19 protein-coding genes are annotated in these 20,385 nt (G+C 70.2%); 11 read left to right on the top strand and 8 right to left on the bottom strand.

Translation table 11 applies throughout. The features are described 5' to 3' along the window. Nucleotides 1-6: 6 nt before the first annotated feature. The 8 genes from ACYVF7_RS31315 to ACYVF7_RS31280 are packed head-to-tail and all read left to right on the top strand — an operon-like array spanning nt 7 to nt 7,233. A complete protein-coding gene (locus tag ACYVF7_RS31315) occupies nt 7-819 on the top strand; it encodes a GNAT family N-acetyltransferase (protein WP_460347823.1) in 813 nt (270 codons plus the stop codon). Beyond that, on the top strand, nt 717-959 hold the full coding sequence (locus tag ACYVF7_RS31310; protein WP_460347821.1) for a GNAT family N-acetyltransferase: 243 nt from the start codon (nt 717-719) through the stop codon (nt 957-959). The genes ACYVF7_RS31315 and ACYVF7_RS31310 overlap by 103 nt, the downstream gene beginning before the upstream one ends. Then, complete coding sequence (locus ACYVF7_RS31305) at nt 956-1,657, top strand: PIG-L deacetylase family protein (RefSeq protein WP_460347819.1); 702 nt, start codon at nt 956-958, stop codon at nt 1,655-1,657. The genes ACYVF7_RS31310 and ACYVF7_RS31305 overlap by 4 nt, the downstream gene beginning before the upstream one ends. Nucleotides 1,658-1,664: 7 nt before the next feature. Then, on the top strand, nt 1,665-3,308 hold the full coding sequence (locus tag ACYVF7_RS31300) for an ABC transporter substrate-binding protein (RefSeq protein ID WP_460347817.1): 1,644 nt from the start codon (nt 1,665-1,667) through the stop codon (nt 3,306-3,308). Next, a complete protein-coding gene (locus tag ACYVF7_RS31295) occupies nt 3,305-4,282 on the top strand; it encodes an ABC transporter permease (RefSeq protein WP_460347815.1) in 978 nt (325 codons plus the stop codon). The genes ACYVF7_RS31300 and ACYVF7_RS31295 overlap by 4 nt, the downstream gene beginning before the upstream one ends. Beyond that, nucleotides 4,279-5,163, top strand: a complete 885-nt coding sequence (locus tag ACYVF7_RS31290; RefSeq protein ID WP_460347813.1) for an ABC transporter permease — start codon at nt 4,279-4,281, stop codon at nt 5,161-5,163. Before ACYVF7_RS31295 ends, ACYVF7_RS31290 begins: the two co-directional genes overlap by 4 nt. Next, complete coding sequence (locus ACYVF7_RS31285) at nt 5,160-6,191, top strand: ABC transporter ATP-binding protein (RefSeq protein WP_460347811.1); 1,032 nt, start codon at nt 5,160-5,162, stop codon at nt 6,189-6,191. Before ACYVF7_RS31290 ends, ACYVF7_RS31285 begins: the two co-directional genes overlap by 4 nt. A 31-nt stretch (nt 6,192-6,222) precedes the next feature. Then, complete coding sequence (locus tag ACYVF7_RS31280; protein WP_460347809.1) at nt 6,223-7,233, top strand: ABC transporter ATP-binding protein; 1,011 nt, start codon at nt 6,223-6,225, stop codon at nt 7,231-7,233. Between the two features lie 45 nt (nt 7,234-7,278). Here ACYVF7_RS31280 and ACYVF7_RS31275 read toward each other — a convergent pair whose 3' ends face one another. The 6 genes from ACYVF7_RS31275 to ACYVF7_RS31250 are packed head-to-tail and all read right to left on the bottom strand — an operon-like array spanning nt 7,279 to nt 14,035. After that, a complete protein-coding gene (locus tag ACYVF7_RS31275) occupies nt 7,279-8,304 on the bottom strand; it encodes an ABC transporter ATP-binding protein (protein WP_460347807.1) in 1,026 nt (341 codons plus the stop codon). After that, a complete protein-coding gene (locus ACYVF7_RS31270) occupies nt 8,301-9,326 on the bottom strand; it encodes an ABC transporter ATP-binding protein (protein ID WP_460347805.1) in 1,026 nt (341 codons plus the stop codon). Before ACYVF7_RS31270 ends, ACYVF7_RS31275 begins: the two co-directional genes overlap by 4 nt. 2 nt (nt 9,327-9,328) lie before the next feature. Then, on the bottom strand, nt 9,329-10,597 hold the full coding sequence (locus ACYVF7_RS31265) for a threonine synthase (RefSeq protein ID WP_460347803.1): 1,269 nt from the start codon (nt 10,595-10,597) through the stop codon (nt 9,329-9,331). Continuing rightward, nucleotides 10,594-11,502: an ABC transporter permease gene (locus ACYVF7_RS31260; protein WP_460347801.1), complete on the bottom strand. Its 909-nt coding sequence runs from the start codon at nt 11,500-11,502 to the stop codon at nt 10,594-10,596. Before ACYVF7_RS31260 ends, ACYVF7_RS31265 begins: the two co-directional genes overlap by 4 nt. Beyond that, the gene (locus ACYVF7_RS31255) at nt 11,502-12,485 is read right to left on the bottom strand and encodes an ABC transporter permease (RefSeq protein ID WP_460347799.1); all 984 of its coding nucleotides are present in this window, start codon (nt 12,483-12,485) and stop codon (nt 11,502-11,504) included. The genes ACYVF7_RS31260 and ACYVF7_RS31255 overlap by 1 nt, the downstream gene beginning before the upstream one ends. After that, entirely contained in the window at nt 12,482-14,035 is a 1,554-nt protein-coding gene (locus ACYVF7_RS31250) for an ABC transporter substrate-binding protein (RefSeq protein WP_460347797.1), read from the bottom strand. Before ACYVF7_RS31250 ends, ACYVF7_RS31255 begins: the two co-directional genes overlap by 4 nt. 172 nt (nt 14,036-14,207) lie before the next feature. Between ACYVF7_RS31250 and ACYVF7_RS31245 the strand changes: the two genes are divergently transcribed. From ACYVF7_RS31245 to ACYVF7_RS31235, 3 genes are read left to right on the top strand one after another with little or no spacing between them, the layout of a single operon-like run. Continuing rightward, nucleotides 14,208-14,963 (top strand): IclR family transcriptional regulator, encoded by a 756-nt coding sequence (locus tag ACYVF7_RS31245; RefSeq protein ID WP_460347795.1) that lies wholly within the window; start codon nt 14,208-14,210, stop codon nt 14,961-14,963. Then, nucleotides 14,960-16,018, top strand: a complete 1,059-nt coding sequence (locus ACYVF7_RS31240; protein WP_460347793.1) for a serine hydrolase domain-containing protein — start codon at nt 14,960-14,962, stop codon at nt 16,016-16,018. Before ACYVF7_RS31245 ends, ACYVF7_RS31240 begins: the two co-directional genes overlap by 4 nt. After that, complete coding sequence (locus ACYVF7_RS31235) at nt 16,015-17,136, top strand: hypothetical protein (RefSeq protein WP_460347791.1); 1,122 nt, start codon at nt 16,015-16,017, stop codon at nt 17,134-17,136. The genes ACYVF7_RS31240 and ACYVF7_RS31235 overlap by 4 nt, the downstream gene beginning before the upstream one ends. Before the next feature lie 250 nt (nt 17,137-17,386). Here the strand turns inward: ACYVF7_RS31235 and ACYVF7_RS31230 are convergent, their stop codons facing one another. Together ACYVF7_RS31230 and ACYVF7_RS31225 are read right to left on the bottom strand one after the other, a co-directional pair. After that, nucleotides 17,387-18,721, bottom strand: coding sequence for a helix-turn-helix transcriptional regulator (locus tag ACYVF7_RS31230; protein ID WP_460347789.1), 1,335 nt, complete (start codon nt 18,719-18,721; stop codon nt 17,387-17,389). A gap of 118 nt (nt 18,722-18,839) precedes the next feature. Beyond that, nucleotides 18,840-20,207 (bottom strand): ATP-binding protein, encoded by a 1,368-nt coding sequence (locus tag ACYVF7_RS31225; protein ID WP_460358189.1) that lies wholly within the window; start codon nt 20,205-20,207, stop codon nt 18,840-18,842. Nucleotides 20,208-20,385: the final 178 nt, after the last annotated feature.

Genomic DNA, 20,385 nt, shown 5'->3' with positions numbered 1-20,385 from the left:
GCGTTGATGACCGACATCACCATCCGAGGGTTCGTCCCTCACGACGCACGTGACCTGGTCGACGCCTGGAACCTCTGCCTTCCACACGACCCGATCACGCCCGGCTGGTTCCGCGACAGCGTCCTCCTCGATCCGAACTTCGACCCCGACGGCCTGCGCGTCGCCGTGGCCGACGGCCGGGTCGCCGGATGCGCCTACGCGGTGAGGCGGCTCACGCCGCTCGCGGGCACCGACCTCGAACCCGAGACCGGCTGGATCCCGTTCTTCTTCGTCGATCCCCGGCACCGGCGGCGGGGCGTCGGGCGGCGGCTGCTCGACGAGGCGCTGGGCTTCCTGCGCGCCGCCGGCCGCACCCGGGCCGACTTCGCCTCCTACACGCCGAACTACTTCCTGCCCGGCGCCGACGCCGAGGCGTACCCGGCCGGGTACGCGACGCTGCGGGCGCTGGGCTTCACCGACCTCTACTCACCGGTGGCCATGGACCGCGGCCTCGTCGGCTATGTCACCCCGGACGACGTCCGTGCCCTCCAGGCCGCGCGTACGGCCGAAGGGTACGAGTTCCGCTCACCGGACGACGGCGAGCTGCCCGAGCTCATCCGTTTCGCCGGGGAGGTGTTCAACCCGGACTGGGGAGAGGCCGTACGGAACGCCGTCCTGGGCGGCATCCCGCGCGACCGGATCCTGCTCGCCCGCACCGCCGGCCGGCCGGGTTCGCGATGTACGGCGCGTACCGCGGCATCCCGGAACGGTTCGGCCCGTTCGGCGTCGACCCGGCCGAGCGCGGCACCGGGCTCGGCAAGATCCTGCTGCACGCGGTGATGACCCGGATGCGTGCCGAAGGGCTGCACTCCTCCTGGTTCCTGTGGACCGGCGAGGCGAGCCCGGCCGGTCACCTCTACGCCAAGGCCGGCTACACGATCACGCGGAGGTTCCACGTCATGAGGTGTCGGCTGGGATGACCCACATCCTCGCCATCGGCGCCCACGCCGGAGACATGGACCTGACCACGGGCGGCGTGCTCGCCCAGCACATCCAGGCCGGCCACCAGGCGACACTTCTCCATCTGACCCTCGGGGAGCGCGGCCACCCGACGGTGCCACCCGGCGAGTACGCCCGGCAGAAACGGGAGGAGGCCGAGCTCTTCGCGGAACGGATCGGCGCCGGGCTCCGTGTCCTCGACTACGAGGACGGGCTGCTCCCCGAGGACGAGGACGTGAAGCTGCGGGTCGCCGACCTGATCCGCGAGCTGCGACCGGACGTGCTCCTGACGCACTGGAGCGCGAGCATCCACAAGGATCACGCTCACACCCACCGGATCGTCGAGGACGCGCGGTTCTACGCCGGGCTGCGCACCCTCACCCGGGAGCGGCCCGCGCACTGGGCGTCCGAGCTGTACTACGCCGACAACTGGGAAGACGCGGAGGGCTACCGGCCCGACGTCTTCATGGGCCTGACCGACGAGGCCCACGAGGCATGGTCCCAGGCGATGAGCGTCTACGCGTTCGCCCGAGGTGAGACGTACGGGTTCCCGTACGTCGACTACTACCGCGCGCTCGCGGTCGTCCGAGGGGCGCCCGCCGGCTTCCGTCACGCGCAGGCGTTCGCGACACCGAAGGGGGCTCTCGATCGTCGTGCACGCTTCTTCGGAAAGGACTGACCCTGCTGTGAAACGCCGCACGTCCGTCGCCGCCCTACTCGCCGTCGCGCTGTCCGTCTCCGCCTGCTCGGGCGGTTCGGGCGACAGTGCCGGCGCGACTCCACCCCTCGTCGTCCACGCGATCGACCAGGGCTCGTGGCAGGCCAACTTCAACCCGTTCGCGCTGGAGAACGTCAACATCGGGACCATCGGCCTGATCTACGAGCCGCTCGAGTTCTTCAACCGGCTGAGGGCCGACGACGTCACCCCGTGGCTGGCTCTCAAGCACCAGTGGTCCGATGGCGGCAAGACCCTGACCTTCACTCTCCGGCAGGGCGTGAAGTTCTCCGACGGGCAGCCGCTCACGCCCGACGACGTGGCCTTCACCTTCGACACGCTCAGGCAACACCCTGAGCTCAACAAGGGCGCCATCGACCTGACCGGCAGCAAGGTGACCGGCCCCGACACGGTCCAGTTGAGCTTCGGCACGCCGTCGTACGCCAAGATCTGGAACATCGCCGGCAGCGTCGGCATCGTCCCCAAGCGCCTGTTCGAGAACCAGAACCCGACGACCTTCACCAATCCCAAGCCGGTGGGCACCGGGCCGTACGTCCTGAAGTCCTTCTCCTCCCAGGTGTACGAGCTGGCGAAGAACCCCGCGTACTGGCAGCCCGGCAAACCCGTGGTGCCGGCCGTGCGGTTCCCGGCCAACACCGCGAACTCCGTGCAGACCGGGTTGCAACAGGGGACCATCGACTGGGCGGGTGCGTTCGTGCCCGACATCCAGAAGATCTACGTGCAGGGCGACCCGGCGCACAACAAGTACTACTTCCCGCCCGGCGGGCTCATCTCGCTGTACCTCAACCTGACCAAGCCGGCGTTCGCCAAGCCGGAGGTGCGGCAGGCGCTCAGCCTGGCCGTCGACCGGGACAACCTCGTCAAGGTGGCCGAGCACGGCTACACGCATGTGGCCCACCCGACCGGCGTGCCGATGCCGGGCGGCGACGCCTATCTGCCGCCGGAGTACAAGGACGCGAAGTTCTCCGTCGACACCGCGAAGGCCGCCCAGCTGCTCCAGCAGGCCGGCTTCAAGAAGTCCGGCGACACCATGGTCGACGACAAGGGCGACAAGCTGTCCTTCACCCTGCTCGTCCCCTCACCCTTCACCGACTTCGTCAACGCCGCGCAGCTCATCCGCGCCGACCTCGCCAAGATCGGCGTGAAGGTCGAGGCCCGGGGCGTGTCCGTCCAGGAGTGGGTCTCCAGCGTGGGCAAGGGCATGTACGACATGACGATCCGGGGCGGCGAGTCCGGTCCGACCCCGTACACCCTCATGCGCCTCACCCTGCAGAGCCAGGTCACCAAACCGGTCGGCCAGATGGCCGCGGGCAACTACGAGCGCTGGAAGGACGCCGCGACCGACAAACTGCTCGCCGAGTACGCCGCCACCGACGACAAGACCGCGCAGCAGAAGGCGATCCAGGGACTCGGCCGGATCATGATGGAGAAGCAGCCGTTCCTGCCGCTCTTCTACAGCGCCGCCTGGGCGCAGTACCGCACGAACAAGTACGTCGGCTGGCCGACCGAACAGGACCCGTACGCGGTGCCGGCGCCGTACCAGCAACCCGACCTCGGAGTCGTCCTGCTCCACCTGCGGCCGGCGAAGGGATGAGGTATCTCCTCCGGCGGTTCGGCTTCTACCTGCTCACGGCCTGGGCCGCCGTCACCCTGAACTTCCTCATTCCGCGGATGATGCCGGGCGACCCCGTCTCGCTGCTCGCCGACCGTATGAAGGGCAACGTGGACCCGGCGGCGCTCGCCGCGATGAAACGGGCGTTCGGGTTCAGCGACGCCGGGCTCGGGCGGCAGTACCTCGACTACCTGGGGAACCTGCTCCACGGTGAGCTGGGACGGTCGATCACGTTCTTCCCGCAGAAGGTCTCCACCGTCATCGGCAGCGGCCTGCCCTGGACGATCGGACTGGTCGGGATCGCCACGCTGCTCAGCTACGCGCTGGGCACGCTGATCGGCGTACTCGCCGCGTGGCGGCGCGGGTCCTGGCTCGACGGCCTCCTTCCGGTGACGACGTCCTTGCACGCGGTGCCGTACTTCTGGGCGGCACTGGCCCTGCTGTTCGTCTTCGGGGTGACGCTGCGCTGGTTCCCGGTGAGCGGCGCGTACGCGCTGTCGCTCCAGCCCGAGTGGAGCGGCCCGTTCGTGTCGACGGTCATCTATCACGCCACGCTGCCCGCCATCACGATCGTCGTGGCCTCGATCGCCGACCGGATCCTCGGGATGCGGAACGTGATGGTGACCACGCTCGGCGAGGACTACGTCGTCATGGCGGAGGCGAAGGGGCTCACCAGCCGGCGGGTGATGTGGGCGTACGCGGCCCGCAACGCGATCCTGCCGAACATCACGAGCTTCGCCCTCTCCCTCGGCTTCGTGGTCGGCGGGTCGGTGCTCACCGAGATCGTCTTCTCCTATCCGGGGATCGGCTCGACCCTGCTCAAGGCTGTGGAGAACGAGGATTTCCCGCTGATGCAGGGCATCTTCCTGGTCATCTCCCTGGCCGTGCTGGCCGCGAACCTCCTGGCCGACCTGGCTTACGTGCTCCTCGATCCGCGCACCCGGCAGGAGGCATGATGCGCTCGCCGAAGATCGTCTTCGGGCTGGGGATCCTGGCCTTCTTCGTCCTCCTGGCCCTGGCCGGGCCGCCGCTGGTCGGCGGTGACCCGGCCGCCACCAGCGGCGACACACTCCAGGGGCCATCGGCCCAGCATTGGCTCGGAACCACCCAGACCGGGCAGGACGTTCTCACCCAGCTGGTGTTCGGTGCGCGCGTCTCTCTGACGGTCGGTGGCCTGTCGGCCGTCATCGCCACCGTGCTGTCGATCGTCGTCGGCCTGGTCGGCGGCTATTTCGGCGGCGTGGTCGATGAGGTCCTGTCGGTGCTGACCAACATCTTCCTCGTCCTGCCGGCCCTGCCACTGGTGATCGTGCTGGCCGGATACCTGCCGAAGCGCGGTGTCGCGTCGGTCGCGGTCGTCATCGCCCTGACGGGCTGGGCGTGGGGAGCCCGGATCCTGCGCGCGCAGACGCTCTCGCTCCGCCGCCGCGACTTCGTCGAGGCGGCACGGGCCGTGGGGGAGCGGCCGTTGCGGATCATCTTCTGCGAGATCCTCCCGGTGGAACTCCCCGTGATCGCGACCAGCTTCCTCGCGACCGTGGTCGCCGCGATCCTCACCGAGACGGGCCTGTCGTTCCTCGGCCTGGCCGACCTGTCCAGCGTGAGCTGGGGCAGCATGCTCTACTACGCCCAGAACGGCCAGGCGCTCCTGCTGGGCGCGTGGTGGTGGTTCATACCGCCCGGCCTGTGCATCGCCCTCATCGGCACCGGCCTCGGGCTGCTCAACTTCGGGATCGACGAGATCGCCAATCCGCGGCTGCGCTCCGCGAGACTGCCGCGCCGCACGCGCCGCGGCCGCGCCGCCGTGCTCGAGACGGCCGGGGAGGCGCACTCGTGAACGTCCTGGAGGTACGCGGCCTGAGCGTGGAGTACGCGGCCCCGGGCGGTGCCGTGCACGCGGTCAGTGATGTCTCGCTCGACCTGCGGCGGGGCGAGATTCTGGGGATCGCCGGCGAGAGCGGCAGCGGGAAGTCGACGCTCGCGCACGCGATGCGCCGGCTGCTGCGGCCTCCTGCCCACGTCACCGCCGGTGAGGTCCGCTACCGCCCGCCGGGCGACGCCGAGCCGGTGGACCTGCTGACGCTCGACCGGGCGGCGTTGCGCCGGTTCCGCTGGAAAGAGCTGGCCGTCGTCTTCCAGAGCGCCATGAACTCCCTCAACCCGGTCAGCACCATCGGCGCGCAGATCGACGACGTGCTCCGCACTCACCGCACGGACATGAGCAAGGCCGACCGCCGGGAACGCGCGGTGGAGTTGCTGGGGCGCGTGGGGATCGGCGCCGAACGCCGGCGAAGCCATCCGCACGAACTCTCCGGCGGGATGCGCCAGCGCGCGGTGATCGCCATCGCGCTCGCCCTGAATCCTGAGATCATCGTGATGGACGAGCCGACGACCGCCCTCGACGTCGTGGTCCAGCGCGACATCCTGTACCAGATCAAGGAACTGAAGGACGAGTACGGCTTCGCGGTCGTCTTCATCACCCACGATCTGTCCCTGCTGCTGGAGATCGCCGATCACATCGCGATCATGTACGCCGGCCGGGTCGTCGAGACGGCGCCGCCCCGGACCATGCACGAGGCGCCGCGCCACCCGTACACCCTCGGCCTGCTGCGCTCGTTCCCCAAGCTGCACGGTCCGCGGGAGGAACTGCTCGGCATCCCCGGCACACCGCCGGACCTGCGTTCCCTGCCGCCCGGCTGCGCGTTCCATCCGCGGTGCCGGTTCGCCGTCGACGCGTGCCGGTCGCACCGGCCCGACCTGCTGACCGCAGGCGACGGTGTTCAGGTGGCCTGCGCGCTCTACGACGCGAGCGTGTACGCGGGCGACCTGCCCGCGGAGCTGTCCCCACGGGAGGAGACGCGTTGACGGCCGATACCCATGTGGAGGAGGTGACCTGGTGACCGGAGAGGTCGTGCTCGAAGGCCGTGAGCTGATGAAGCACTTCACGGCGGCCCGGTCCAGGCGACGAGGCGTGCTGGGCAGGCGTCCGCCGATCCGCGCGGTGGAGGACGTGTCGCTGGCATTGCGCGCCGGATCCGTGACGGCGCTCGTCGGCGAGAGCGGGAGCGGCAAGAGCACGGTGGCCCGGCTGCTCGCCCAGGTGTACCCGCCGACCTCCGGCGAGGTCGTGCTGCGCGGCGACCCCGTAGGGGCATCCGGCGGCTCCCGGTCCCGCGAGTTCCGCCGGGACGTTCAGCTCGTCTTCCAGGACCCGTTCGCGTCGCTGAACCCGTTCCACCGGGTCCGGTACCACCTCGCCCGGCCGCTGCGGATCCACGGGCACGCGCGATCCTCCGCCGAGGCGGCCGAGCAGGCGGAGACACTGCTCGAAAGGGTCAGTCTCACCCCGGTCGGCCAGTTCATGGACAAGCTCCCGCACGAGCTCTCCGGCGGCCAGCGGCAGCGGGTCGCGATCGCGCGTGCCCTGGCCGCACGCCCCACCGTGTTGATCGCCGACGAACCGGTCTCGATGCTCGATGTGTCGATTCGCCTGGGCGTGCTCCGGCTGCTGGAGCAACTGGTCCGCGCGGACGACCTCGCCCTGCTCTACATCACCCATGACATCGCGACGGCGCGATACTTCGCGGACGAGATCATGGTCATGTACGCCGGGCGGATCGTCGAGCGAGGCCCCGGCGAGGAGGTGACCCAGGCACCCGCCCATCCCTACACACGACTGCTCGTGGCCTCGTCACCCGACCCCGGCCGCCCGAGCACCGAGGACCCTCGCCCCGGGGCCCATGGGGAACCGCCGAATCCGATCGCGCCGCCAGATGGCTGCCGCTTCCATCCCCGGTGCCCGGTCGCGCTGCCGATCTGCGCGGAGCGGGTGCCGCACCGTACCGACCTCGGCGACGAGCGCTGGGTGCACTGCTGGAACCACGACGAGGAGGCGGCCACGCGGTGATCTCGCGGCCGCGTCTGAACGGAAGGGCATCGCCGCTTCTCCCCTTCAGCGGGTCTCGGCCAGCAGTTCCGCCGTCTCGCGGACGGGGAAGAGACAGGCGACCGCGTGCCGAGGCACGTCCTTGTCCTCGAGCGGCGGCCGGGTCTCGGCACAGTCGCTCCGAGCGGCCGGACAGCGGGTGCGGAACACGCAGCCGGAGGGAGGTGAGGCCGGCGATGGCGGTTCACCTCGCAGGACGACGCGGCGCCGTGCCCGCTCGGCCTTCGGGTCGGCGATCGGCGCGGCCGACAGGAGGGAGTGGGAGTAAGGATGCCGCGGATTCGTGAACAGTTCCTCGGCGTCGGCGACTTCGACGATGCGGCCGAGGTTCATGACCGCCACCCGATCGGCGATCTGGCGCATCATCGACAGGTCGTGTGAGACGTACAGGTAGGCGAGGCCGCGTTCGCGCTGCAGTTTCTTGAGCAGCTTGGTGATCTGCGCCTGGATGGAGACGTCCAGGGCGCTGGTCGGCTCGTCGCAGATGACGAGTTTGGGCTCCAGCGCCAGGGCACGGGCGATGCCGATGCGCTGCCGCTGCCCGCCGGAGAACTCATGCGGGTAACGGTCCTGCGTGGAGGTGTCGAGCCCCACGGCGTCGAGCAGTTCGGCCACTCTTTCGCGGGCGGCGGCCCGGCCGCGTACGCCCCGCGGCACCTTACGGTGGGTGATCAGCGGCTCCGCGATGATCTGCCAGATCCGCATCCGCGGGTTCAGGCTGGCGTACGGATCCTGCAGGACGACCTGGAGGTCCTGTCGTACGGCGAGCATGGCGCGCTTGGGCAGCGTCAGCAGGTCGCGGCCGTCGAACCAGACCTCTCCGGCGGTCGCGTCGACGAGCCGCAGGATCAGGCGGGCGAGGGTGGTCTTGCCGCAGCCGGACTCACCGACCAGTCCGAGCGTCTCTCCGGGATGGACGTCCAGGGACACGTCGTCGACGGCGACGACGGGCACGCCATGACCCATCCCGCGACCGGGGAACTCCTTGCGGACGCCGCGCAGGGACAGCAGCGGCTCGGGCGCGGCGTTCATCGGTTCTCCTTCGCGGGTCGAGTGGCCACGCCGCCCGGTTCCGCGGTCGTGCGGCCGCCTTCCGGGAGAATGCAGGCGGCGGCGTGACCGGGGGCCTTCTCCTCCAGCGGCGGCGTCTGCCGCGTGCACTGCGGCACGGCGAACGCGCAGCGCGGGTGGAACGCGCACCCGGAGGGCGGATCGAGCAGGTTGGGCGGTGTGCCGGGGACCGGATCGAGGTCCGCGCCGCCGGGCATGTCCGGACGGGGCATGGAGGCGAGCAGGGCACGGGTGTACGGCATCCGCGACCGTTCGAACAGGTCATCGACGCCGGCCGACTCGACGGGCCGTCCGGCGTACATGACCAGGACCTGGTCGGCGGCCTGCGCCACGACGCCGAGGTCGTGTGTGATCAAGAGGATCGCCATCCCGAACCGGTCCTGGAGATCCGCCATCAGCTCCATGATCTGCGCCTGTACGGTGACGTCGAGGGCGGTCGTGGGTTCGTCGGCGATGAGAAGCCGCGGCCTGCAGGCGAGCGCCATGGCGATCATCGCACGCTGGCGCATGCCTCCGGAGAACTGATGGGGGTACTGACCGGCCCGATCCTCCGGGTTGGGGATGCCGACCTCGCGCAGCGCGGCGACCGCTCGTTCGCGCGCCTCGCCGCGCGACAGCGACTGGTGCCGGCGCAGCGACTCGGCGATCTGCGCGCCGATGGCCTTGACCGGGTTGAGGCTGGTCATCGGATCCTGGAAGATCATCGCGATCTCGTTGCCGCGGACCCGGCGCATTTCGCGCTCGGGCAGCGTCAGCAGGTCGCGTCCGCCTGCGATGATCTCACCGCCGGTGTACACGCACGGCGGGGTCGGGTGCAGCCGCAGGACGGAGAGGGCGGTGGCCGTCTTGCCGCTGCCGGACTCGCCGACGATGGCGAGGGTCCGGCCCTCATCCACCGACAACGACACGCCGTTGACGGCGCGTACCGTTCCGGTGTCCAGCCGGAACTCCGCGTGCAGGTCGTTGATCTCGAGTACGGGCACGGCTACTCACGCTCCCGGTCCAAGAGGCGGCGGGCGTCGCCGAACCACTTCAGCAGCTCCTCCGGGTCGGCTCGGACGTCGCCCGCGGGCGGGGGCGCCGCGCGTACGAGAACGTCGGGCTGCTTCTGCCCGGACCCCGTGATGACCGCGACGACCGTGTCGTTCTCGGACACCCATCCCTGGGACCGGGCCCGTAGCAGCGCGGCGACCGAGGCCGCCGCGGACGGCTCGGCCGTCACGCCCTCGGCACCGAGGAGCCGCATGGCCTCGAACAGGTCACCGTCGTCGACCGCGACCGCACGGCCGCCCGACGCGTAGATCGCCGAAAGCACGCGGGTTCCCCCCTGGATAGGGGCATCGCCGGCGATGCTCTGTGCCACGGTACGGCTGGCGTCACCGTGCGGTGCGGCGGTGGGAAGCCCTTCGTTGAAGGCTCGCACGATGGGCGCCGAGGCACTCGGCTGCACGCCGATCATGCGGGGCAGCCGGTCGATGACCCCCATCTGCCGCAGCTCCCGAAAGCCCTTCCATGCCCCCCACAGGCCACCGCCCGTGCCGACGGGATGCACCATGACGTCGGGGGCCTTCCAGCCGAGCGCCTCGCAGATCTCATACGCGTAGGTCTTCATCCCCTCATGCCGGATCGGGTTGATGAAGTTGACGAACGAGTACAGGCCGGCCCTGGTCAGCGCGCTGACACTCGCGAAGATCTCCAGGCTGGAGCGGTACTGCAGCCGCAGCACCCGCGCACCGTACAGGCCGATCGCGGCGACCTTCGACTCGTGGGCGGAGTCCTCCACCAGCACGGTGGCGTCGATGCCGGCTCGTGCCGCGTACGTCGCGAACGAAGCACCGGCGTTGCCCGAGCTGTAGGTGAACGCCTGCTTCACCCCCAGCGCGCGGGCATAGCCGACCGCGATCGCGAAGCCCCGGTCCTTGAAGCTGCCGGTCGGCATCAGCGTGTCGTTCTTGATCATCAGGTTGGGGATGTTCAGCGTCTCGCCGAGACGGCGGGTGGTGAGCAGCGGCGTGTCGCCTTCGCCCAGGTAGAGCGGCTCGGTCCCCTCGGGGACCGGGAGCAGATCGGCCCAGCGCCACACGCCGATCTCCCGGTGCGCCGCCGCGCGGGCGAGGATGTCGCGTGCCGGCACGCGGGTCAGGTCGTACTCCATCTCAAGCAGCCCACCGCACGCGTCGCACAGCAGGGCCGGGACGTCCGCCGGAGTGCGCGCGTGGCAGTCGTCGCAGACGTAATGGGAGGCCAGGTTCATTTCTTGTACGCCTTCGGGTCGGCGACGTCGCGGAGCATGTCGCCGGTTACGTTGATCGCCAATGTCGTGAGCATGATGGCAACGCCGCTGAACACCGCGATCCACCAGGCGCTGCGCAGATAGAGCTGGCCGTCGGCGAGCATGCCTCCCCAGGTCGGTATGGACGGTGGCACGCCGAGGCCCAGATAGCTGAGCGACGCCTCGGCGACGATCATCGCCGCCACCTGGAGGGTGCCGATGGTCATCAGCGGTGCGGTGAGGTTCGGCAACAGGTGACGGACCATGATCTGCCAGTCGCTGTCGCCGATCGCGCGCGCCGCCACGACGAATTCCCGTGAGCGCAGCGACAGGACCTCCGCGCGTACGACGCGGGCGTACGACACCCAGCCGGTCAGGCCGAGCACGGTGATCAGGATCCAGACGCCGGGCTGGACCACGGCGATGATCGCGAGGGCGAGCAGGATCGTGGGAAAGGCGAGTTGGATGTCGGCCAGGCGCATGAACACCTGCTCGCGCCAGCCGCGGTAGTAGCCGCTGAGCACGCCGACCGCCGTCCCGACGACACCGGACAACAGCGTCGCCGCGACGCCGACCAGCAGTGAGATCCGCGCGCCGTAGATGATCCGGCTCAGCACGTCGCGGCCGAGCTTGTCGGTGCCGAGCAGGTATCCGGGCTGATGCCCGGCCGACCAGAACGGCGGGCGCAGTTTGAGCTCCAGGTGCTGGGCGTTCGGGTCGTGGGGTGCGATCAGCGGCGCGAAGACGCCGACCACCACGACCAGCGCCAGAACACCGAGCGCGACCTTGGCGGCGTGGTTGCGGCGCAGCGCCCGCCGTACACCGGACAGCATCGAGGCCGACGCGGGCCGGGCCCTGGTGGTGGCGTCCGTTGTCACGGTGGCCATCAGCTCAGCCTCACTCGAGGGTCCAGAACGGCGTACGAAAGGTCGACGACGAGGTTCACCACGACGAACACCGATGCCAGGAAGAGCACGCTCGCCTGCATCAGCGGGTAGTCGCGGTAGGTGATGGCCTCGATCGTGAGCCGCCCGACGCCGGGCCAGGAGAACACCTGCTCGGTGAGGATCGCCCCGCCGAGCAGGCTTCCGATCTCCAGGCCCACCACCGTGATCACCGGGAGGGAGGCGTTCCGCAGGCCGTGCGACATCACGATCTGCAGGCCGGACAGTCCCTTGGCCCGGGCCGTGCGGATGTAGTCCTCACCCAGCACGTCGACCAGCGACGACCGCAACAGTCGCGCGATCATCGCCATCGAGTACAGCCCGAGCGTGACCGCGGGCAGTACGAGATGGGACAGGTCGCCCATGCCCGAGGCCGGGAGTACCTGCAGGTTCACGGAGAAGACCAGGATGAGCAGGATCCCGAACCAGAACGCCGGCGTCGACTGGCCCACCAGGACGACCGCCATCACGGAGGTGTCGGTGGCCGTCCCGCGCCGCAGCGCGGAGACGATGCCGGCCGGGATCGCCCCCACCAGCGCGACGACGAGGGCGCCGGCCGCCAACTGGGCCGTGGCGGGCAGCCGCTCGGCGATCACATCGAACGCCGGGCGATGGAAGAACAACGACTGCCCGAGGTCGAGGTGGAGCAGGCCGGTCATGTAGGAGACGTACTGGCCCGCCAGCGGCCGGTTCAGCCCGAGTGCGGTTCGCAGCGCGCGTTCCTGCCCGGCCGTGGCGTCGGGTGGAAGCATCTGCCGTACGGGGTCACCGGCGAGCCTGACCAGGAAGAACGACACAGTCGCGACGCAGAACAGCACCAGGACCGCGTGGCCGGTCCGACGGCCGACGAACGACCACAGAGCGCGGTCGCCGACCGACACGCGCGGCAGGCGCCGCATCGGGCGTGCCGTCAGGTCAGTGCTCATGCGAGTTTGGCGCCTGCCAGCGCCAGAGTGCCGACGGAGTTCGTCTTCCACTGCACCCGATCGTTGATCGCGTACAGATTGCTGATCTGGTACAGGTACAGGAACGGCGCCTCGTCGATCATCAGCTGTTGGAGCTTGGTGAACGCCTCCTTGCGTTTGGCCTGGTCGATGGAGTTCTCCTCGACGTCGATGAGCGTGTCCGCCGCGGGGTTGTTCCAGCGGCTCTGGCGGCGGTCGTGCCGGATGAAGGACTGCAGGTTGCTCTCGGCGTCCAGCGTCCAGCCGGTGTTGCCGGCGAAGTACATCGGGCCGAGGGCCTGCTTGTTGGACGACAGCAGTCGCTGCTTGAACGTCGCGGCGTCCATGAGCGACACGTCGGCCTTGACGCCGACCTTCTGCAGCTGGCCGGAGATGGCCTGCACCATGTCCTTGTCGGCCGAGGAGGCCGTCAGCTTGATGGTGAAGCCGGAGGGGTAGCCGGCCTGGGCGAGCAGGTTCTTGGCCTTGGCCAGGTCGTAGGCGAAGGGCTGCGCCGCGGGATCGAAGCCGAATGACTGGTGCGGAATGAGCGTCGACTCCTGCTGCGCGGCCCCGTTGAGCACCGACTTGATCAAGGTCGGCACGTCCAGCGCGTGGTTCAGCGCCTGCCGCACCTCCTTCTTGGCCAGCGGCCCGCCGCTCAGCGTGTCGAGGGAGACGAAGAACGTGCGGATGCCCGGCGCGGTGACGACCTTCATGTCAGTCGTGCCGTTCAACTGCTGCGCCGCGTCGGGCGTCAGGCCGGAGACGATGTCCAGCTCGCCGGACTGGAGCGCGGCCAGGGACGCGGCCGGGTCGGGCATCACCTTGATGGTCAGCTTGTCGAAGGCCGGCCTGCCGCCCCAGTACTTCGGGTTGGCGGTCAGCACGATCTGGCCGTCGCGCTGCCAGGACTGGAAGACGAACGGGCCGGTGCCCACCGGCTTGGCGGCGAACGCGGCGTCGCCTTGGCCCTTGATGTAGCCCGGCGGCACGATGACGCCGCCGAACAGCGACATCTTCGCGGGCAGGATCGGATCCGGCCGGCTGGTCAGCACCTCCACCGTGTGGGCGTCGACGACGTTGACCTTGGTGACGAGACGCAGCTCGACGATGGGCGACTTGGTGGCCGGGTCGATGAGGCGCTCGAGGCTGTACTTCACGGCGTTCGCGTCGCACGGCTCACCGTTGTGGAAGGTCACACCGTTGCGCAGGTGGAAGCGCCAGGTCGTGGGTGACACCGATTCCCAGCGCTCGGCGAGGCCGCCGACAAGCCTGTCGTTGACGTCGTGCACGGTCAGCGTGTCGAAGATGTTGATGAGGACGTTCATCGAGGGCAGATCGCCCTGCTTCTGCGGGTCCAGCGTCGTCGCGTCGACGGCCTGGGCGACCCGCAGCTCCTTACCGGCCTTGGCGGCGGGGTTGGACCCGGCCTTGCATGCGGAGAGCAGGCCTGGCATCGACAGTCCGGCGACGGCGAGGCCGCCGGACCTGAGCAGGTCCCGGCGGCCCATCATGGTGCGCTCGGTCACGTGAGGGTTCCCTCCTCCCGCCCCGCGGCCGGCGCCCTGGTGACAACGAGGAAGGGCGAGGACGGGGACGTCGCGCTCATCTGCGTTTCGTATTGTGGAACGGCATCTCGTATGGTTGAATATCGCGCATTGCGCCATTCGGGTCAACCCTTTGCGTTTGTTAGGTGCAGTCATGAACTCGGTTGAGAAGACGCTTGCCGTGCTGCGCGCCCTCTCGAGCCCGGACCGGCCCCGGCGGCTGGCCGACATCGCCGAACGGACCGGCATCAACAAGGCGACCGCGCACCGGATCCTGCAGATCCTCACCGCGGAGGGTTACGCGGTCACCAGAGGCGACGGCGCGTACGCGTCCGGCCCCGCGCTGCTCGCGCTCGCCGGCTCGGCTCTGGCCGACCGTGACCTGGGGGCCGTGGCCAAGCCCATCCTGGAGAACCTGCAGCGGCAGACCGGGCACAACGCGCACTTCGCCGTGCGCAGCGGCACGGTCGCGGTCTACCTCGCGAAGGCCGCGGGCCGGCAGCCGTACGAGATGTCCTCACGCGTCGGCATGCAGGTGGCCCTGCACTGCACGGCCATCGGCAAGGCGCTGCTGGCATCGCTGCCCGAGGCGGAGGTACGGGCGATCATCGCCGCGACGTCGCCGCTGATCCGGCACACCCCCGCGACGATCGTCGAGCCGGAGCGCCTCTTCGAGGAACTGGCCGCCGTACGTGAGCGCGGCTACGCGGTCGACGACGAAGAGAACGAGCGGGACGTCCGCTGCGTCGGCGCCGTCGTGTGCGACCGGCAGGGCACTCCCATCGGCGCGGCCAGCGTGTCGGCGCTGACCTACACGCTGGACGACGACGACGTCGGGGTGCTCGGACCGCTCGTGGTGACGGCGGCCGACCGCATCTCCGCGGCGCTGGGGCGGCGGAGCGACACATGACCCCCGAAACCCATCTCGCCCGCGCACTGCGCGAGCGCACGTTCTCGGGCGCGGCCTGGGCGTACGGCGGCAGCACGGGCACGGCCGCGAGCGGCACTCTCGGCACCCTGTCGTGGGGCGGCGACCCGGTACGCGAGGACACCCTGTGGGACCTGGCATCGGTGACCAAGCCCATCGTCGGGCTCGCCGTCATGGCACTGGTCGAGTCCGGCGAGCTGACCCTGGACGACCCGGTCGCCGCACACCTGCCGGAGTACGCCGGCACGGACAAGGCCGAGCTGACCGTCTTCCAGCTCCTCACCCACACCTCCGGCCTACCGGGGCAAGAGCCGCTGTGGCGCCGCCACGGCGTCCGCGAGGAACTCCTGGCCGCGCTGGGCCGTCTGCCGCTACGCTCCCGTCCCGGCACCGCCGTGGAGTACAGCTCGGCCGGTTTCATCCTGCTCGGCCTGATCGCCGAGCGCGCCGCGGGGACACCGCTCGACGTCCTGGTGCGTGAGCGCGTCACCGAACCCGCCGGCATGGACGCGACGCGGTACCTCCTGCCGAAGACGGACCACCGGCGCGCGGCGGCCACCGAGGAGTGCCCGTGGCGGGGCCGGGTCGTCCAGGGCACCGTCCACGACGAGAACGCCGAGGTCCTCGGCGGCATCGCCGGCCACGCGGGTCTCTTCGGCACACTGGCCGACCTGGCCGCGCTCGGCGAGACACTGTGCCGGGGTGGCCGCGGACGGCGCGGGCGAGTCCTCGGCGAACGCGCGCTCGCGGTGATGACCGAACCCCGGACCGACCACCTGCCCCTGCGCAGGTCGCTGGCCTGGCAGGGCCGCGACCCGCACCACTGCAGCGGCGGCGACCTGCTCACCCCCGCGGCGTACGGGCACACCGGCTTCACCGGCACCAGCCTGTGGGTCGACCCGGAACTCGACGTGTTCGTCGTCCTGCTCACCAATCGCGTCCACCCGGTCCGTACCTCCGACGCCATCACCCGACTACGACGGATGTTCCACAACGCGGCCGTCACGGCCTGTCTGGCGGGGAGGCCCGCGTCATGATCCTCGGCGAGCCGCTGCGCGTCATCGACTCCGGTGCCGTACGCACGTGCCGGCTGGAGTCCCGCACCGACGGCACCGTGTCGCTGTCACCGGACGAGCGATCGCCGGGCGAGCTGTGCGTGAGCCCGGGCTGGGTCGACCTGCACGCGCACGTCTATGACGGCATGACGACCATCGGCGTACCGCCGGACGACGTCGGCCTGGCCACCGGGGTGCACCTGGTCGCGGACGCCGGCAGCGCGGGCGCCGAGACACTGGACGGATTGGCGAAGTACGTCATTCCGGCCGCCGACGTACGCGTGCGGGCCTGGGTGAACATCGGCTCGTACGGTTTGGTGCACATGCGGGAGACCGCCGATATCCGGAACATCGACGTCGACGCCACGCTCGCGGCGATCGACCGGCACCGCGACATCGTCTGCGGCGTCAAGGTACGCTCCAGCGGGCTGATCGTCGGAGCGATGGGACTGCAGCCCCTGCAGCTCGGCCGGCTGGTCGCCCGGGAGGCCGGGCTCCCGCTGCTCGTCCACATCGGAGAGCCGCCACCGTTGATCGAGGACGTGCTCGACCTGCTCGACGACGGCGACACGATCACCCACTGCTACCACGACAAGACCGGCAACCCCTGGCGGCCGGACGGCCGACCCGAGCCGGCGTTGGCGAGCGCGCTGGACCGGGGAGTGCTGCTCGACGTCGGTCATGGGGCCGCGAGCTTCAGCTTCGCCGTCGCGAGCCGGGCGATCGCGGCCGGCTTCCCGCCCCACACCATCAGCACCGACGTCCACGTACGCAATATCCGCGGGCCCGTGTACGACCTTCCCACGACCATGACCAAACTGCTGAGCTGCGGCCTGCCGATCGAGTCTGTGATCGCGGCGGTGACGGAGCGGCCGCGTCGCGTCCTGCGGACCCCCGAGCCCTGGATCGACGGCGATGGCACCGTACGGCACGCGACGGTGTTCCGCCTGACGCGCTCCACCCCTCCGGAGCGCGTCTACCGTGACGCCGCCGGCGACGAACGGGCGCCCGCCTCACACATCGTCCCGGTGGCGACCGTGGTGAACGGGCACGTGACATCGATCGATCCCGCGCTGTCGGCTGGTCCGGCAGGGGCGTAGTGCCAGGTCGGGGAATCCGCTTCCTCTTAGGTAGGTCTGCGCTTGACGCGGTTTCGGTGAGGATCCTGGCGGACCGGTCGTTCGCATCAGGCTCCCGGAGGGAGCATGCGGGCACAGTTCTAGATCAGACGTCCCATCCGGCACCCCCGCCGATGTGAGGGCGCGTGCACGGAAAAGGTGCTGTTCTCGCCATGGCCGATGGGCTGAGGAAATGGCTGTCCATTTGGAAATTCCTCTCTGTGCAGTGCGATCAACGTGGTTCTATGGGTGTTGCGTAGAGCGTACGGGCGACTCCGACACGGTTGGATACGCCGAGTTTGGCGAATATTCGCGACAAGTGCATTTCCACGGTTTTCTCCGCCACGTAAAGCCGGTCGGCGATCTCCCGGTTCTTCAGCCCTTCGCCGACCAGCCGGGCGACCTGCCGTTCGCGCTCGGTGAGAGAGGTGGTGCCCGACCGGTCGATGGGCGGGCGGGACGGTCGTCGCGATTTTGAATCGGCGTGTTCTGCCCTCAACGTGGTCACGTCCGCCGGGGCGGCCCGCTTCGACGTGCCGGATGACGTCTTCGCCGCGACACACCTGGCCCGTATCGCGTCCCACGTCAGCCCGGCGGCGTCCAGCGCCTCAGCGGCGTCGAGTGCGGCCTTCGCCCCGGCCGCCGGATCGGCGGCGACCAGCACCTGTGCCCGGGCGAGCAGGGCGGTGGCGGCCAGTGCGGTGGACTCGAACCGGCCGGCGAACGCCTCGGCCATGGCGACCCAGCCGTCGGCGACCTCAGGCTGTCCGGCGTCGAGCGCCGCCCGGGCGAGCAGTTCGTACCGCCGGACCCCGGACCACGAGCCGCCCGCGGGTTTGGCATCACCCTCGAGCAGGCCTCGGCACCCGTCAGGGTCGCCTGCGGCCAGCCTGGCCTCCGCGATCATCTCGGCGGCGAGTGCTCCGGACCAGCCGCGGATCACGGGCGTCCTGGACGCTGCCAGGCGGCGTCGCAGGGCGTCGAGGTCGCCCCTGCGGGCCGCGACGAGGCAGCGCGCCGCCAGCGCGTGCGAGCGAAGCTCGGCGCTACCGGACAGCCAGGCCGCCTGCGCGGCCTCGTCGGCGCTCTCTTCGGCCACCGTGAGCCGATCGCCGGCGCACAGCGCCGCGACGCGCGCCACCAACGCGTGACATTCGATGGCACGCCGGCCTGCCGACCGGCTGACGGCCACGGCACGATCAAGATGCCGTATCGCGTCGTGCGGGCGCTCGAGAAGAAGCTCGGCCCAGCCGATCCAGAGCGGCGCGTCCGGACGTACCGTCAGCTCATCGTCGGAAAGGGCGCCGAGGGACGCGGCGGCCCGGGGGAGCTCGCCGAGTCCTCCCGCGGACGGCGCGGCGGTGAGGATCGCCGAAACGGCGAGCGTCCCGCGCGCTGCGCAGCCGAGTAGGCGCAGGCCGAGCCGATCGGCGATGCGGCAGGCCTGTGCGGCGTCGGCGCTCGCCGCGGCGGGGTCCCCGCTCGCGGTTTCAAGCCATGCCCGTTCGAACGCCAGGACCGCGCGATCGGCCTCGTCCTGGGCGTGCGCCGACTCGGCGCGTATCAAGGCGCGTGCCTCGCCGGATCGGCCCAGGCCGTGCAGGATGCGGGCGTGGTCGGCGACAGCCGCGGTGCGTCGACCGGGGGTACCGGGAGGGATCAGCCGCAGGGCCTCGGCCAGGGCGTCACACGCCTGTTCCAGCCGCCCGGCCGATTCGCAGGCCCTGCCGAGTGCGAGCAGCAGGCCGACGCGGTCGCCGGCGCTCGTTCACCTCGTCGGGGAGCAGTTCGAGCGCCGCCCGCCGCCACTGGGCCGCCTGTTGCGGGCACGCGGCCTCGACCTCGTTCGCGGCGGCGGCGAGCAGCGCGACCGCGGTCCGGTCGCGCGGTGTGGCGACTCGCGTGAGGTGCGGTGCCGTCTCGACGGCGGACACCCGGCCGCCGGTCAGCGTCTGGGCGGCCCGTGCATGGGCGCCGAGCCGCCAGCCGGGGCTCACGTCGTGGTAGACGGCGCGGCGGACCAGGGCGTGCCGGAAGCCGAACCGCCCGGTCCCCGCCACGAGGCGGATGAGGTCGTGGGAGGCGATCTCGTCGATGGCCGGATAGGCGTCCTGCTCGTCGAGCTCGGCGACCGCGGCCACCATCGGTACGGTGAGCGGATCGCCGAGCACCGAACACGCGGCGACGACCATCCTCGCCATGGCCGACAGGCGGGCGACCTCGGCGGTCACGACCGAGGCGAACCGCGGCGGCACCGGGGCGATGTCGGCCTCGTCGATGCAGGGCGGGCCGTCGTCCAGCAGAAGGGCCTCGAGGTAACCCGGATTCCCCCCGCTCGCGCGATACAGCTCTCTGCGCCGCTCCGCGGGTATGTCCTCATCGATCAGAGCGTCGGCGTGATGTTCGGCCAGAGGCTCCAGGTGCAGGCGGGTGACCCCCTGCGCCGTGTCCATGGCGGCGCGCAGTCGTGGGGACGCCTGCCGGTGCCGGTGCGCGAAGGCCAGGAGGACCGGGGCGCGCGGCGGCGTGAACATCAACTGGTGCACCACGTCGATGGTGCCCGCGTCGGCGTGATGCAGATCGTCGAGGACCAGGGCGATCGGCCGGGACGAGGCGAGAGCCTCCAAGAGGCTGCGCACGGCATGGCCCAGGTGGTAGGGCCTTGCGACGTCCGGCGGCGCGGAGGCGCCGGCGAGGGATGGAAAGACGACCGCCAGCACGTCTCGCTGAGCCGCCGGTAACCTCTCGAGCTGTTCACTCCCGGCGACGGCGAGCTGACCGTCCAGGGCGTCGACGATCGCTCCGAACGACAGATCGGCGGTGACCGGCTGCGGCCGGCCGGTGAATGTAGCGATTCCCGCCGCCTGTGCGATGCGCACTATCTCGGCGAGCAGTGCCGTCTTGCCTATTCCAGGATCTCCGCTGACTTCTATGAAGGCCGGGCGGCCTTGCGATACACCGGCAATGTCGGCTTCGATCTCCCCGCGTTGCGACTCTCGCCCGATAAGCGGCCCGATCGGCCGATGCCGAGCCGGGGCCACAGTGGCCGGCATGGTCTCATGTCGCTGCGGCAGGGCACTCATATCTCTCACCCCAGGGCCTCACATAAATCCATTTTCGGGCGCGGGCGTAAAAGGATCGGCAGGTATGCGGATGGCTGTGTGGGAGCGCTCCCACCATGCTTCCCAGGTCGTTGTGGTTTTGTCAGCCGCTTTTGAGTGGCAGCACATG

This window comes from Actinoallomurus acanthiterrae, assembly GCF_054775715.1.
Note: the sequence above shows the minus strand (reverse complement) of the source record. Positions and strands in the feature narration are given on the sequence as shown.

What these genes read in the sequence shown, in the direction of transcription:
- ACYVF7_RS31315 (WP_460347823.1), top strand. Translation starts at nt 7, where the DNA reads ATGACCGACATCACCATCCGAGGGTTCGTCCCTCACGACGCACGTGAC.
- ACYVF7_RS31310 (WP_460347821.1), top strand. Translation starts at nt 717, where the DNA reads ATGTACGGCGCGTACCGCGGCATCCCGGAACGGTTCGGCCCGTTCGGC.
- ACYVF7_RS31305 (WP_460347819.1), top strand. Translation starts at nt 956, where the DNA reads ATGACCCACATCCTCGCCATCGGCGCCCACGCCGGAGACATGGACCTG.
- ACYVF7_RS31295 (WP_460347815.1), top strand. Translation starts at nt 3,305, where the DNA reads ATGAGGTATCTCCTCCGGCGGTTCGGCTTCTACCTGCTCACGGCCTGG.
- ACYVF7_RS31290 (WP_460347813.1), top strand. Translation starts at nt 4,279, where the DNA reads ATGATGCGCTCGCCGAAGATCGTCTTCGGGCTGGGGATCCTGGCCTTC.
- ACYVF7_RS31275 (WP_460347807.1), bottom strand. Translation starts at nt 8,304, where the DNA reads ATGAACGCCGCGCCCGAGCCGCTGCTGTCCCTGCGCGGCGTCCGCAAG.
- ACYVF7_RS31265 (WP_460347803.1), bottom strand. Translation starts at nt 10,597, where the DNA reads ATGAACCTGGCCTCCCATTACGTCTGCGACGACTGCCACGCGCGCACT.
- ACYVF7_RS31260 (WP_460347801.1), bottom strand. Translation starts at nt 11,502, where the DNA reads ATGGCCACCGTGACAACGGACGCCACCACCAGGGCCCGGCCCGCGTCG.
- ACYVF7_RS31255 (WP_460347799.1), bottom strand. Translation starts at nt 12,485, where the DNA reads ATGAGCACTGACCTGACGGCACGCCCGATGCGGCGCCTGCCGCGCGTG.
- ACYVF7_RS31245 (WP_460347795.1), top strand. Translation starts at nt 14,208, where the DNA reads ATGAACTCGGTTGAGAAGACGCTTGCCGTGCTGCGCGCCCTCTCGAGC.
- ACYVF7_RS31240 (WP_460347793.1), top strand. Translation starts at nt 14,960, where the DNA reads ATGACCCCCGAAACCCATCTCGCCCGCGCACTGCGCGAGCGCACGTTC.
- ACYVF7_RS31235 (WP_460347791.1), top strand. Translation starts at nt 16,015, where the DNA reads ATGATCCTCGGCGAGCCGCTGCGCGTCATCGACTCCGGTGCCGTACGC.
- ACYVF7_RS31225 (WP_460358189.1), bottom strand. Translation starts at nt 20,207, where the DNA reads ATGCCGGCCACTGTGGCCCCGGCTCGGCATCGGCCGATCGGGCCGCTT.